Origin of the sequence: Bacteroides helcogenes P 36-108 (genome assembly GCF_000186225.1) — a bacterium.
Classification (GTDB): domain Bacteria; phylum Bacteroidota; class Bacteroidia; order Bacteroidales; family Bacteroidaceae; genus Bacteroides; species Bacteroides helcogenes.
Genome location: NC_014933.1, coordinates 2,901,146 through 2,914,726, shown reverse-complemented (window position 1 = coordinate 2,914,726; position 13,581 = coordinate 2,901,146). Strand labels below are relative to the sequence as shown.

General features: G+C 44.3%; 14 protein-coding genes. All 14 read right to left on the bottom strand.

Going from position 1 to position 13,581, the window contains the following annotated elements:
* Positions 1-599: 599 nt before the first annotated feature.
* The 14 genes from BACHE_RS11895 to BACHE_RS11830 all read right to left on the bottom strand — a co-directional run bounded on the left by BACHE_RS11895 (position 600) and on the right by BACHE_RS11830 (position 13,481).
* Positions 600-2,327 (bottom strand): hypothetical protein, encoded by a 1,728-nt coding sequence (locus tag BACHE_RS11895; protein WP_013547959.1) that lies wholly within the window; start codon positions 2,325-2,327, stop codon positions 600-602.
* 3 nt (positions 2,328-2,330) lie between these two features.
* Positions 2,331-2,543 (bottom strand): hypothetical protein, encoded by a 213-nt coding sequence (locus BACHE_RS11890; RefSeq protein WP_013547958.1) that lies wholly within the window; start codon positions 2,541-2,543, stop codon positions 2,331-2,333.
* Positions 2,544-2,558: 15 nt separating this feature from the next.
* Positions 2,559-3,158: a hypothetical protein gene (locus tag BACHE_RS11885; protein WP_013547957.1), complete on the bottom strand. Its 600-nt coding sequence runs from the start codon at positions 3,156-3,158 to the stop codon at positions 2,559-2,561.
* On the bottom strand, positions 3,151-3,438 hold the full coding sequence (locus tag BACHE_RS11880; RefSeq protein ID WP_041579376.1) for a hypothetical protein: 288 nt from the start codon (positions 3,436-3,438) through the stop codon (positions 3,151-3,153). The genes BACHE_RS11885 and BACHE_RS11880 overlap by 8 nt, the downstream gene beginning before the upstream one ends.
* The gene (locus tag BACHE_RS11875; protein WP_013547956.1) at positions 3,410-4,009 is read right to left on the bottom strand and encodes a hypothetical protein; all 600 of its coding nucleotides are present in this window, start codon (positions 4,007-4,009) and stop codon (positions 3,410-3,412) included. Before BACHE_RS11875 ends, BACHE_RS11880 begins: the two co-directional genes overlap by 29 nt.
* Positions 4,010-4,016: 7 nt before the next feature.
* Positions 4,017-4,907 (bottom strand): hypothetical protein, encoded by an 891-nt coding sequence (locus BACHE_RS11870; protein WP_013547955.1) that lies wholly within the window; start codon positions 4,905-4,907, stop codon positions 4,017-4,019.
* 129 nt (positions 4,908-5,036) lie between these two features.
* On the bottom strand, positions 5,037-5,642 hold the full coding sequence (locus tag BACHE_RS11865) for a hypothetical protein (RefSeq protein WP_013547954.1): 606 nt from the start codon (positions 5,640-5,642) through the stop codon (positions 5,037-5,039).
* A gap of 11 nt (positions 5,643-5,653) precedes the next feature.
* A complete protein-coding gene (locus tag BACHE_RS11860; RefSeq protein ID WP_013547953.1) occupies positions 5,654-6,886 on the bottom strand; it encodes a hypothetical protein in 1,233 nt (410 codons plus the stop codon).
* A 19-nt stretch (positions 6,887-6,905) separates the two neighbouring features.
* Entirely contained in the window at positions 6,906-7,961 is a 1,056-nt protein-coding gene (locus BACHE_RS11855; protein ID WP_148229844.1) for a Clp protease ClpP, read from the bottom strand.
* 124 nt (positions 7,962-8,085) lie between these two features.
* The gene (locus tag BACHE_RS11850; protein ID WP_013547951.1) at positions 8,086-8,568 is read right to left on the bottom strand and encodes a hypothetical protein; all 483 of its coding nucleotides are present in this window, start codon (positions 8,566-8,568) and stop codon (positions 8,086-8,088) included.
* Positions 8,549-9,133, bottom strand: coding sequence for a hypothetical protein (locus BACHE_RS11845; protein WP_013547950.1), 585 nt, complete (start codon positions 9,131-9,133; stop codon positions 8,549-8,551). Before BACHE_RS11845 ends, BACHE_RS11850 begins: the two co-directional genes overlap by 20 nt.
* A gap of 585 nt (positions 9,134-9,718) precedes the next feature.
* Positions 9,719-10,048: a hypothetical protein gene (locus tag BACHE_RS11840; protein WP_013547948.1), complete on the bottom strand. Its 330-nt coding sequence runs from the start codon at positions 10,046-10,048 to the stop codon at positions 9,719-9,721.
* A 59-nt stretch (positions 10,049-10,107) separates the two neighbouring features.
* Complete coding sequence (locus tag BACHE_RS11835) at positions 10,108-10,428, bottom strand: hypothetical protein (protein WP_013547947.1); 321 nt, start codon at positions 10,426-10,428, stop codon at positions 10,108-10,110.
* Positions 10,428-13,481 (bottom strand): CHC2 zinc finger domain-containing protein, encoded by a 3,054-nt coding sequence (locus BACHE_RS11830; protein WP_041579375.1) that lies wholly within the window; start codon positions 13,479-13,481, stop codon positions 10,428-10,430. The genes BACHE_RS11835 and BACHE_RS11830 overlap by 1 nt, the downstream gene beginning before the upstream one ends.
* Between the last annotated feature and the right edge of the window lie 100 nt (positions 13,482-13,581).

Here is a 13,581-nt window from a genome sequence, read left to right as displayed (position 1 = left end):
TTTTTTATGAAACGCCAGCCTGAACTTGAGCCGGTGACGTCAACATTTACCTTTGCAGCACAAAAAAGCGAAACTGCGTGGCAATAGGGGACAGAAATAAAGGGCGACAATCAGAAAAGGAAACGGCCGGAAATACATAGTTGAAAACTATACCTATCTACCCGGTTCTTCCTTGAAGTGGATAAAAACCGGGGGGACCTGCATGGATGCGGACAAATGCAAGGAAGCATTGCTTCCTACCGCTGACACGTACAAAATCCGCACCGGAGAAGCAGACTGAAAATCTTTTTCTCCGGTGCGGATTTTGTACGTGTTAGGATGTTGGTTAATAAATGTTATAAAAAATGCAACCTATTGAACGATAAGGAATAATTCCTGCTTTCCATTAAAATGGAAGCGGAAACGAACGTTTCTCCCTACCGCGCCCTATCCAAAAACGCAAAAAGAAACGCAAAAAATAAGGAAATATGACAAAAAGAATCTTCCACGGACGGTCTTGCACATAGTATTTTAATCTAAAGTGCTGCGATTATCATTGCAGGTATTACGAGTCCTGCCATAAGCTTTGCGATTGTGCTTGCGGCTGTGTATGAGGACAATCAGATACGTGCATCCACAAAGTCATAGGCCTGTCTGAGCAAGTGTCCATACTTCGTCCATATACGTTTATCGACCGCATCACCGAAGTGTGTTGCCTCTTCCGGAAGGATGGATTGATTGCGTTCGCTACGCTTGTCCTTGGCAAAACGTCCTTCACGATCCTCAATGACACGTGTGTTGTTCATGGAGACAAGTGTGTATTTGCATTTCGAGCCGTTGAAACGCTTTTTCGGGAATCGTCCGTCTTTCTCTGCCAGGATGGAAGCCCAGAGTAAATACTTATCATGTTGCGGCGGTTCCATGCCCGCATGAGTGTGTTGCTCCACTGTCCATCCGTGTTTTTCCAAGCGCTCAATGGCAAGCTGGTTGTATGATTTCTTATTATTGGCACGGCGTGCATCACCATAGCGGTCACGGTAATAGTGTATATACTTGTTGATGTGGCTCCGATAATAGTGGCAGAACTTATCCATCAAGGCGTTGACCATAATGTCGTCCTCCTCGTCACGCTTGACAAAAAACTCATTGATATTGTTGTCCACCGGCTCACGGGTCAGCAATTTGGTGACGAAATCGTAGTTGCGTTCTTGTGCCACTTCGAGGAAAGAGGCGGCGGATCCCCAGTCGGGCGTCAGCTCTATCGGCTGGTTTGGATTGCAGTCCAGATCACGACGGCTGTCATCATTGTTACCCAGCCGTTTCCAATCGAAATTGGTATCTTCGGCAAAATCCCGTATATAGTCGTCATTGGTCGCATTGTAATACACATGACGTTCATCGAGCTGGTAGTAGCAGCTATCAATCTTATCCACCATGTAGTTCAGTATCTCTATCATGAAGGACAACTTATCCATTACTTTATACTGGTTCAGGATATAGTTCATGCCTACATTGGCGATATTGTCGAAAATAGAGCCGAGGATGAAAAGCGTGCCGTCACGCGAAACGAATGGTGTGATACTCTGACGCAGGCGGACGGTTTCATTCCAGATCTCCTTGAACAATCCCGCATCATCGGCAATACGTGCGTCAATGAGCTGCATCTGTAACCGCACAATCTTGTTCCAGACATCGAACAACCGGATGCCACGTTCTTCCTCATAATACTTGGCGGGGGTCAGCAGCCATTTCTGCTCCGGAGTGTAAGGCATGGAGGAAAGGAAGGTATTGCCGTGGTGCTTCAGTACTGGATGCTTTGACTTGCGTCCGAATATGTGCTCGTTACCGCGATTAGTGGGTGCAGCCTCCTGGTCGAACTTCTCCTTGTCGAGCGTCAAGGCCTCGTCAGTGATGTTGTAGTCGGCATTAGGACCACGGCTATTGCCTCCCTGAGTGAGAATATAAAGCATATGTCCGTTACTGAAGCTGATTCCATACTCAAATGACATGATATGTTCATAAGGCCTATACCACCCCTCAACGGGGCGGCGGCAAACCACGTAGTCACCGGTCTTACTGACCGGATCCCATTGTTTATATCCCAGCATTTCCAACATCTTGAATGCTGATGGGAGAGTTTTGGTCAGTGCCTGGCCGATGGTAGCCTGGGTGAGTGTGGTAATACCGCGCGGCATCAGGCGGATGTTGTCATCTATCACAGCACCAGTGATAAAAGATTTACCCGTTGCACGCGAATAAATGACATATCCGTTCTTGTACGGCATTACAAGAAATGCAGCTTGTGCCGGATTTACCTGTATGACTTCTTCCCAGGCGTTCTCATCCATAGGTCAATAACGGGGAAAAACAATATAGTTCACACCATCAGAGGAAGTCATGCGAGGCATCGGCTGTCCGGTATCTGCCAATAGTTGCGGTACTTCGTCCGGTTTGAACCTTGTAGCTACTGTACAGATAATCTGTGTTTTGCTGACTGATACCATATCAATATGCTTATGGTCAACCAGATAGGCGATAAGTCTTTTGTTTGTCAGTTTCTTCATAAATCCATTATGTGATTAGGAATTCATTATTTCTTCTGCCTGTATATCATCAATGGGGGTGTACATGGCATCTACCAAGATTTTCTGTTCCTCTTGAGAAAGGTTCCGGATTGCATTTAAAGGGATATCCACTGTCTGCCCCACACTACTAATTTGGATATAGAACACGTTCTTTTCCATGCGACGCGGATCTTCAATGGAAGGTGGTTTCTCACCAATCATCCGATGCAACACTTTTTTTGCATTGTTCCATTCTTTGAGATTACCTCGCAGCTTACAGTCCCGGATGAGCTGTACCTGGTCTTTAATCATCCAGGCAAACCAGAAGTCCCAGTCAAATTGGTGCTGTGTCTTGAACAGTTCTTTCGCCAGGGCGATATCCTTACGCACTTGTGTACGTGAGATACGGTATTTCGCCAGCATGATGTTGACTATATGACTCTCGTTCGGATAGTCGTCAAGGAGGCGGGCTATCTGTAACACTCGGTTGCACTGCACACGCAGATGTTCCGGCAACGGGCTATTTTCAGGATCAATGATATGCTGCTGGATAAGCCCGTAAGCTTGTTCCTCCAATGCGGCTTTGCTTTTTGACGTTGTCAGATGATCACTCATATTCAAGGTACTGCTGTTGGGCTTTAAAGAATTTAATCAGTTCCTGTTGTGCCGGATTACTGCCGTTGACCGCAGACTTGATGATAGCCTCACGTACTTCAACCAGTTGCTTGAGATGTCCCTGATAAAAGGCTTTACGGATTTCAGTGCCCGGTGTACGGAGTTCCGCAAGAAAATCAGTTTCGTCAGCACCGATATTGATGGCAATCAATCCGGGAGGAATCAGCCGATATGCCATTTTCTCTATCTCGTCACGTTGCTGCCGCGTTAAATTCATCATTCAGCATTTTAAAGTCAAAGTCAAAAATATCCCTGCCGGTATGGATGATCCCCCGTTCCAATTTCGGATTATGGGTAGCGTTCTGGCTGCCTACAACTGTTATTTTCCAGTTCTCATTATACAGCAACGCCACTTTGGCATGTAGTGCCAAGCAGCGGTAACTGTCTGGAAATGCAGTTACCAAATAATCAAACGGTTTGGGTGAGATGCTGCGCACCCGGTTATCTATCAGGAACCGAACCGACAGTAGCTTACCCGCTTCCACCTTACGGCGAAGCGCCGAGATGCTCTCCATGGAGATAGAATAGGTTGTAAGGAACAGATGTGCAGGACCGGTCTGTCTCAAAATATAGAGAATCAATTGTATCAGATTGAATGCCCCGGAAGAATAGAAATGTTTGTCCTTGCCGGGAGTCAGTATTCCCATGGCGTCCGGATGCAGCAGCTTCTCCGCAACCAGGTCATGGGCGGAGCCTGCCGCATCCGTTTGGCAGAGGCGGAATGCAGTGGCTGCATTCTTCTTCATATCCTCCACCGGCATCTCAATCATATCACTACAGCAAACTAACATATTCTATTTATTGCAATTCAGCCAGGCGGTAATCTATTTTCTCTACGAGCGCCTCCTGATTAGCCACCTTCCTCTCAAATCTCACACGCTTAGGGCAGGGCGGAAGCGGATTTTCTTTGCCATCTTTAGGCCTGCTTTCTGAAGAATACAACAGCATATTCTTGGCTTTGGAAATCTTACTCTTGGCATTTGATTTTGCCTTCTTCAATTCTTCCACGGACATGGAATCGATATCGGTTTCTTCATCCTCTCTCTCCTGTTTCTCATCAGGAATGCCCGCATTTTTATAAAGTTCGTCCAACTGCTGATCGGATGGCAGGCTTTTGTTCTCATCATACTCTCTCTTGATAGCAGCCAGTAAAGTCATGCGTTTGGAAAGTATACCGACATGCTGAACAATATCTTTTCGATTGGCACACACGGCTTCCGTATTAGTTTCACCCAACTCTGAAAGTAACCGATGCTGTCGGGAACGTTCGTTATAACATTCACGAAAATCATAGATGATTTTTGAAATTACAGGCGGATAAGCGGGCTGTTCATCTGCCTCACGACTTAATTCCTGCTCCGCAGTTGCTACAATGCCATTTGCTGTAGCTTCAGAAACAGTTTCCGCACGTCCGTCATTTCCGGGAATTGCATCATCTGCCAAATCCACGTTTTCAAAGCGAGGATCCTCAGGATGATACCATACCCTTATCATTTGCCGGATTTCATATTCCAGTTTTTCACGGGTATGTGGCCTTTCACCCAACCTGGACAATTTAGAGGACACTATGCTTTTGTAACCGGATTTCGCAAGGATGGCCACCCCCGCATTGTATTCTCTCTTGGCAGAGTTCAGCCAGTCAATACCTTCTCTGCGTGCTTCGATATAAGCCATTGTTATTTCAGCCATAATACTTGATATTAATGTAGTGCAAAGATGTTGCGAATTTTATTGCCGTGATAGGACAAAGTAAAATGTCCGTATCCATGACGGGCATTGGAAACGGACATAGAACGGGTACATGCATGAATCGGGCTTTTAACCTCCGACTCCTGGGGCGGATTTTACAGTGAGAATATTTTCCACATCACCTTCATATACACACTTGCGAGGGGTAGTGAACGTATAGTGAAGTGTATTCTGATTACGGGCGGTCGAACTTGCCCCGGTGGTGGCTCCGTCACCTGATGCACGCAAAGCGCCACGACGTTTGTCTCCCATCAGATAGTTAGTACCGTTATTGTCGGTTACAACGAAGAACATCTTGCGCCCTTTGGTGGCATTCTCAAAACCAAATATCTTCTTACGCATTTTAGCAGAAATGATATTCAGGTCCATCAGGTACGATTCTCCACCGGTTTCTCCCTGGTCCGTAATCTTGAACTCGGCCAGTTCATCGGTGAACTCCATTTTATAGGCACGACAACCTTCCTTCATGACAAGGTCACCGGTCAATGTTCCAGCGGCTTCAAGGGACAGGGGGCTATCCTTTTTTTTCGGATAGTCCGGCCATGCAGCCACATCGGAATGGTAGCCATAAATGACTGAAGGAATGATGCCGCCCATGTTGTCTTGGTTCTCACAATCCATTGCTTCATTGATGTCATCAAGGGCGATACACAGTTTGGGATTTACTTCTGCCATACTTCTATTTTTTAATCTTTAACAACATAAGTACCTGTCACTTTTTCCACTTTGCCGGATGCCGGTGTCTTGGTCTGTTCTTCCGGAGTGGTATAGCCATTAGCGTCTTTGAATTGGATGGTATATTCCTTACCTCCTTCAACTGCGACATGCGTTCCGGAATCCCTCCATATTGCTTCTCCCTTTATACGCCATTTCCCACCATTGTTCACGGCTGCATCAGGAGAGAGAGTCACCTGAATATAGCCGAACGGATTTGAACCGGCTGGATCCAACGGTCTGTCATTGACACAGAATTCCGATTTGTGGACAGACACAACCTGAAAACCGATAAGATATTTACCGGCAGCCGTAAATTTGTACGGGTTGCCGGAAGAAAACGGGGTTATTGATTTGAAGTCGCTTTCCTTGTCAAATCCGTAGCATACATTCTCCTTGGTGGTCAGCATGACAAACTGGCTGCCATCAGGCAAGTTCGGAAGGCGTACCAATTCGCACCGATTGTTTGAGCCAAGCAAATGCTGTGTATCGGATGTGTCCTCTTTCATGCCGATGACAATAGTGCCTTCGTCCTTGCGCCAATCGTCATACAAGTCTCCCATTTCATCGGAGATGAACATCTTGATGTTTTTCTTACGCTTGAAGGTTCTCGGCATATGTCTCCACATTTTCAACAAGATTTCACCGACATTGGCACGTGTGATTTCTCCCGTCGCATATACATTGCCTTCCACGCTCGATATATCCCCGACGGCTTCTGCCTCAGAAATAATGGTTCCCAGCCCGTCAAATGCATCTTCAATGTCCTTGTCTTCCGACTTTGCACTGTACTTTGCCGTGAAAATGGCAAACAGGAGGTCATTGGATGCAAGTTCATGCCCGTGATTGATAAGCCATAATTCAAATGGATGTTCTTTACGCAAAGCTCCTGGAACATTCGCGATATAGGTCCGCCTGTAGCGTTCGGGCTCGTCAGCCATTTCCATGACAACCGGACGTACGATCAGGCGACGGGGAACAACTTTTCCCTGACTTTTTCCGGCTTCGAATGTGCCGATGTATTTTCCTGAAACAGTACCGCCCTCTACTTTGCCCAATTCGATGGAATCTGTAATGCCTGGAATCGGAGTGAAATGTTTCAATACTTCAGAAGCGTCGAGCTTATCGACTGCCTTGAGAATGTCCTTGTGTTTTCTTACCGCAGTCAGAACAGCAGTAATGTCAATAGGTGATTTGAAGTCCATAGATAAAATAGTTTAGATGTTATTCATTTTCATAACGGTTTATCGGATCTGTCGCAATATCGGCAAACTTGTTATCTTCATCGTTTTCCTGATGGCTGATTGTCGAAGTTCCTGGAATTTTGCTTACGATATTACGGATAACCTGTACCTTAGCTTTATTTCCGGCAGCATCTTTGATGCTGTCACTGAGGCTGTCAAGCTCATTGACAACCTCTGCTAAATCATCTTCAGCCTTTTTTTGGGCATTATAGGCCTTTTTGATACCATCATTGATAACCTTCAGGTTCTCTTCGGTAAGCGAGACTTTACCGTCTTTTTCTTCAACTCCTTCACAGTTGAGCAGTTGGTTGATGAATTGAAATTCTTTACGCATGGTTATTGAATTAGTAAGTGAAACATCCTTGTTGGATAAAAATGATTTGAAACTCTCAAGAATTTGTGTAACCAATCCTGATGATTTAGCTCCGTTATCTTCGGTCAGTACAGGAACAGGCAGGCCGACAGCATTAAAACAGCCTATTATTTCATCGGTTATTTGTATACGTTTGTTGATTCCCGGAATAACCTTATCCACAAATCCCCAGTCTTTTGCCTCGGAAGAAGGCATCCAGCGGCTTTCGGACATCAGCCCGATAACATCCTTAACTGTTTTCTTACAACGGTCAGCATATTTCTTGGCAATCATCAGATCAATGGCCTCTGCATTTTTCCTGGCATTCTCCAATTCTCTGATTTTTTCCTCTAATTGATCCACATTAAGTGAACCATATATATCAACGCCGATGGAACTTTTATGTGCCAACCACATGGCATCCTCATGTATTTCTATGGATCTGGCGCCGAAGGCCATCCAGGTAGCTGCAGAAGCATTGAAGCCTATGAATTCTACGGTAACATCGCCATGCTCGGCCAGCAGGTTGCTGATGGCAACGGCTTCAGCAACATCCCCTCCATAACTGGTGACTTTCAGGCGCACGGGATTTCCCTGTGCCTTGTCCAAGAAATATTTAATGTAGTTCTTACCATAACAATAGCGGTCAATAGTACCGAATAGAGTAATAATTGTTTCGTTCATATGGATTGTTTTTCCGCAAAGAAAAACGCAAAAAAAACGGTGTCCAAGGACATCGGACACCGAAAAGTTTCGGATAAGCATCTGTTTTTTAGCTTATTGTTTATTGGTGAATGAAAAAATAGGATTATAATTCATCAATATCAACGATATAAACAGTAGGTTCATCCTGCGTGCATGAGAATGTAAAAGAAATACCGTTTCGCTCTGAAGTAGATTTTCCACTTGTCTTACGTGTGGAAAAAAGCATAAATGCATCTTCCTGGCCGCACCAATGTACTTCACCGTTGCCATCCACCGCCAGTACATACCATAAACCGCGTTCCAAGGTTTCAACCAGCTTACAGTTTGTCCCGGAAAGCCGGGGTATTACACCTTCTACAGATACATTCCAGCAATCACCCGCATCATTAATTTCTTTATCCTCATTATACATATAAGTATCATTGGCATATACCGGTATGGAAACAAGATCTTTCCGGTTACGGAGTTCCAAATAGTTCAAACCAGTGGTACAATCCTTACGGATCTGTAAAAACGAAGTTGGAGGAACGGCAATCACCTGCAACAGTCCACCAATATTTTCAAAATCATAGTTTATTACTTTCATAGGCTTTTTTCCCCTGTTGGGAAATTGTCCCAAATTCCGACAACTTCCCCAAGATTATACGGTTAATAAATTCTAAAATTGTAGTATTCTCCACTGTTTTCCTGTATCCATGCCGGTTATACTCCCTACGGATAGTATCATAGGGCCAGCTATCTTCATCAAAACCAAACTTGTTCTGGAAATTGCGGATGGCCGTTGATAGAGGGATACCCATGCTGACATTAGTATCGAGATAGAGGAAAAGAATTTGTTTGATCCGTCGCTCCACCTTGTTACCGAACGCCACTACCTCAGTATTTGACATGGACCATCCATATCGGTAGAAATCATCACGGCGTATCTCCACTGCTATGTTGCCCGTATAACGGTAGAGATTCCGGTATCTGCTTTCGTAACGGCCGCGTTTTGACAGCCTGGAAAGAAAATCATTCTGAAGCTCCTTATCGGAAGACAGATTTACTATTTCAGTCCAAGTATCATCCGGAGCATTAAAGTTATGTAGTAAGAACTGCCTGACATACGGTTTACAGGGTAGCCAACAGACAAATCGATCTTTCTTTATCATTAAAGTATTGATTTTTACGCAAATATACTAAAAACAGAAAACATAACCAAGCCCTTGCACAAATATAGTATAAAAATCGTGCGTCAGTACTTTCGTACATATGTACACTCTCAATATATTTATTATCAATGTGTTACATCTGTACAAAAAACGTACAAAACCGCACTGATTTTTCTGTTTGCGTACTTTTCGGTATTTTTTGCGGAAAAGTACAATTTGTACGCAATTCGTGCGTAATTCGTGCAGATTTTGTACGCATTTAATTGTCTGTATATAAAATTTATACGTGATAAAAAATGTATTTTCGTACGAATGCACGATTTTTTTTCTATTTTTAAGGAAGTCTGTTTTTAAAAAGAATAATAAAAAAAAGAATAATATACCCCTTTCCGGGAATGGCTGCGTTTGCCTCCCATGCACGTTTGTCCAAACTGTTATTGCAACGGGATGGGGGAGAGGGGGAAGGGGTAATAGCATTCCAGCGGTACTCACGTACCACTGGAGGTGGGCAACCTTAATATGTACTATTCAAAAATACCTCCGCATTATGTTCTCTCAGAAGCACCGAGATGAAAATACTTCTAACTATAAAAGATCTTCCGGATAGAATACCCTGCAGATGAACTCGTATTCACGGGGAATGGAACGAACTCCTACAGCTATGCACAAACCTCGTGCAGCCATTTCATAGAGGCGCTGGTTGGTAAGTACGGCTCCACGGAAGTTGTAGTTGCTACAGAAAACGAAGTAAGCTGTTGCCAAGTCCGTACTGTGGATATCGCCCGATATAATCTTGGCTGCATCCGAAGGTATGAGGGCAAAACCGAGCCGTACGGCCAGGCGGCTCAACAGTTTATTACGCTCCGCCGGATCCGGAGAAACGACCACTAATATTTTGTTCTCTTTTTTTAGCATGATTACTTGCGTAATTTGTTGAAAATATGTATCTTTACATCATAATAAATTGGTGTATTCTACCTCCTATTCCACTTCGGAGAAAAGCGGTTTCCAGAGGGTTTAAAGCCGGTTGTCCGTCTCACGTATTCCAGGTCATCAGACAATTCCAACTGTCCTGCATACTTGTCGTAGGGCTGCTCTGCAATAAGAAGTTTCACTATATTCCGGAACAATTCCAGGTCTTTTTCCTGGCAACGGTCAGAGATACGGAACCGGCAATCTTCCGGTAAGTCAATACACATCAGATACACCGCATTGTAGAATGCCATAAAACGTCCGGGTGACATCTCATAGAGGGGCATAAGTCTGGCCATAATATCGGAATGTGTCTCGCCCATCAGAATACAAGCTTATTATCCGGATTAGCTGTCGGTAAATCAAGCGGGTCACTCTGGGTAGTCTGTTCTCCGGCAGTCTTTCCTATGGTAAAGTATTCCACTCCTCCAGATTTGTCATCTATAACCGGTTTCCCATCTTTGTCCAAGAAGAGGGGCAAACCGCTTTTTCCGTCATACTTGTGCGGATTGAATATCCATCCTTTCCATTCGCAGTATTTTTTTATCTTGTCCTTGAAGGCAGTGGAACTGATATATTTACTTTGTTGCGGATCATAGTTGCGGAAATTGTCATAAATTTCCTTGCGCGGGGTACGATGACAGTGCTCTTCACTACTAAAATATTCATCCGCCCAGGATATGATGGTTTCGCCAATCTCCTGCCTGAGTTTACGTTGTTGCAGGCGTTCGCCTGGTGCTTGCACAACTCCAAATTTCAGATACAGTTGTATGCAGTTGGCCAACATATTCCAAGTCAGATTCCATTGGGTAAAATCCCATTCAGAAAAGAACAATACTCCGAAATCATCCATGGGTTTATGCTGGTCGTTATAAAAATCAGAGAAGGCTATCAGCCATTGCCGATCAGTATAACTGGAACCAGTGCCACGAATAGCATGGTTTGTAGGGATATATACTTTGGGCGACTTGGCAAAAGGATAAGTAATGCGTGCGCCACCCTTTTTGTTTACAGTCCAGTCCCCAGTAAGGTTGGGAAACAGAAACTCGAAGTTGAAATTCAACATGACATCATCAATGAACACCAGGCGTGTCTGCTCATTAATGTCATTCCAGATAAAACTGTCATTGAAAATATCTGTCCGTTTTCCGGATATATAAACAGTATCGACGACTTGACGCAGCAGTTCACCGACAAGCGACTTACCACTACGACCGTTACTGTCACCAACTTCCGACTGCTTGCCGTCCATGCCGATTACGGCACGTGTCACATTCGCGTCCTTGCATTCCATCAACATGTATCCGATGGCGCACATCTTGCTGAGCAAATGAAGGTTATTCTCATATAGTTCACCTTTTTCAATATCTTCCGTTTTTTTTCTCCAGGTGAAATTACTGGTATTGATCAGGAATTGGAGGTAGTGGCATTTCTTGCCTTCCGGAGAAAGCTCATACTCATACTTGCCGTCATTCTCCCTGAAGACGATAAGAGGGTGACCGATATACTTGGCATCGGTATCCTTCCGCTGCTCATCCCAGATCTGATGAGTGATACTTTCATATCCGACCTCTTTTACTTCGTGTTGGGTAATGTGCCAGCATCGGTCACGGAAATAGAAGTACTGTTCATCACGGGATGGGGAAATGAAATTCGGTTGAATGAAAGCGAGCCTTGACATCTGGAACGGACCGACATACTGCGAACCTCCCTTGAGTAGCTGGTTGTTGACGAAACGGCTGCAATTCTGTTCGGCAAAGGCAAACATGAAATCACGTGCATCCTCCACGTCAATTGTCCGGACTACTGGCGGGTCCAGATGGATATACGTCCACATCTTGGTGTCGAGCAGGCGATAGCGGCCGATTCCACGGTTTTGAAAAAAGGTTTTTGCGGCTACATAATCGTATTCAAATACCGGTATCCTATTACCGTTTGTCTCTTTATAATCCTCATTCCAAAACTTTTCGTCTTCATCATAGGGTAGGGCAGATACCAGTTTCCCATTTTCATCAAATTTCCAGGCATATCGGCCAAAGATGAATTCCGGAAGCTCTTGCAGAACTTCGCGATGTTGTTCGGCAAATTTTTCGTGGCTGTGCAAGTTCCATAATTCTCGCAGCTTCTGGTCATTCCATGTGGTGATTTTAAATACTTCCACATATTTGCCCATTCCGGATTTCTCGTTACATGCAAACTCCAGATCTTCGGCAAGTTCTTCTTCATGGCCGACCAACTTATTGGCTAACAAGTCGTCCAATCCTTTGTCACCCTCATTGTTTTTATTGATGTGACCAATGAATATGTCCACCATAATGCCACGGTTCTTCAGCATCCGCATATATTCCTTAAAATTGCGAGCAGCAGAGAAAAAACTCCGGGGACGTGAATCAACGGGAGAATTAAACTTTATATTACTGGAAAGATCATTCCAGTCGGAATCAAAAATGAAAGCTACTTCCTTGACTCCGCAGACAGTGATTATCTTGACAAGGTCTTCCGGCAATGCCCCTTTCTGTCCCAGGTTCTGAATTCCGCTGACAGCTATGGAAGGAATACCGTGTTTACATGCTTTTTCTGCTTTCTTTTCTCCTTCCTGGATGTAGAGTCTTGACAATTGTTCTTTCTTTTTGTATATCTGTCTCATGCGTTCTGGAATGTATATAGGCGTACCACTACCAGCAGGAGACTTATACTTGAATGGCTTTCCTTTTTCGTCCCGGTGTTCGTCCGGAAACTGCCAGCGAACACGATAATACACTTTAGATTCCTGTTTACCACGTCCCGGTATCTTACGCATGTAAGTGACCGGCATACCGTCCAAGTCGTAATATTCAATAATGACATCGTCCCCATCAACGATATTGCCATATTCGTCAACGGTTCCCGGACGGAAAGTCTTCGCCTCAAAAATACTCTGTGTATCTCCCTTCTTGAAAATATGTGCCGTTACATCCTGATAAGTCAGCCCGCTACCAGCGAGCATGCGGGCACAGAATGTATCGACATTCTCTCCCTTAGCCTCCTTGCTTCGTTTTTTCATTTTGGCAGCTTTGGGAGTTTTTTTCTCCGGCTTGGGGTCAAGCAATACATTGAATTTGCGTGCTAAGTAATCGCATGCCTCCAGGAATTGCATATCTTCTGCCCGTTGCAGATAGTCCAATGGTTCTGTACCTTTTATATCCGGACAACTGAAACATTTGAAAATCTGTTTGGCTGGAGAGATATGCAGTTTTTCCTGTCCATGGCATTTAGGACATTCACATTTGTATTCAGACCCACGTTTTCTCAATTCGTGGAAGTCACCGATAACATCAAGGAGCCTACCTTTGGAAGCTTCCTTGATTCGTTTTATATCATTTTGGGTAAAGTACATAAGTTTTTTGTATATTGCCGCTACGAATAACACTGTTTTTGATTTCAAGAGGTAGGACTTAAATCTTACCAAGAAACAATATATACGTATCGAGTTCGTT

Bases quoted from the DNA above. Each gene is read 5' to 3' on its own strand.
- BACHE_RS11830 (WP_041579375.1), bottom strand. From the start codon at position 13,481: ATGTACTTTACCCAAAATGATATAAAACGAATCAAGGAAGCTTCCAAA.
- BACHE_RS11835 (WP_013547947.1), bottom strand. From the start codon at position 10,428: ATGGGCGAGACACATTCCGATATTATGGCCAGACTTATGCCCCTCTAT.
- BACHE_RS11840 (WP_013547948.1), bottom strand. From the start codon at position 10,048: ATGCTAAAAAAAGAGAACAAAATATTAGTGGTCGTTTCTCCGGATCCG.
- BACHE_RS11860 (WP_013547953.1), bottom strand. From the start codon at position 6,886: ATGGACTTCAAATCACCTATTGACATTACTGCTGTTCTGACTGCGGTA.
- BACHE_RS11845 (WP_013547950.1), bottom strand. From the start codon at position 9,133: ATGATAAAGAAAGATCGATTTGTCTGTTGGCTACCCTGTAAACCGTAT.
- BACHE_RS11870 (WP_013547955.1), bottom strand. From the start codon at position 4,907: ATGGCTGAAATAACAATGGCTTATATCGAAGCACGCAGAGAAGGTATT.
- BACHE_RS11890 (WP_013547958.1), bottom strand. From the start codon at position 2,543: ATGAAGAAACTGACAAACAAAAGACTTATCGCCTATCTGGTTGACCAT.
- BACHE_RS11865 (WP_013547954.1), bottom strand. From the start codon at position 5,642: ATGGCAGAAGTAAATCCCAAACTGTGTATCGCCCTTGATGACATCAAT.
- BACHE_RS11855 (WP_148229844.1), bottom strand. From the start codon at position 7,961: ATGAACGAAACAATTATTACTCTATTCGGTACTATTGACCGCTATTGT.
- BACHE_RS11875 (WP_013547956.1), bottom strand. From the start codon at position 4,009: ATGTTAGTTTGCTGTAGTGATATGATTGAGATGCCGGTGGAGGATATG.
- BACHE_RS11895 (WP_013547959.1), bottom strand. From the start codon at position 2,327: ATGGATGAGAACGCCTGGGAAGAAGTCATACAGGTAAATCCGGCACAA.
- BACHE_RS11880 (WP_041579376.1), bottom strand. From the start codon at position 3,438: ATGATGAATTTAACGCGGCAGCAACGTGACGAGATAGAGAAAATGGCA.
- BACHE_RS11885 (WP_013547957.1), bottom strand. From the start codon at position 3,158: ATGAGTGATCATCTGACAACGTCAAAAAGCAAAGCCGCATTGGAGGAA.
- BACHE_RS11850 (WP_013547951.1), bottom strand. From the start codon at position 8,568: ATGAAAGTAATAAACTATGATTTTGAAAATATTGGTGGACTGTTGCAG.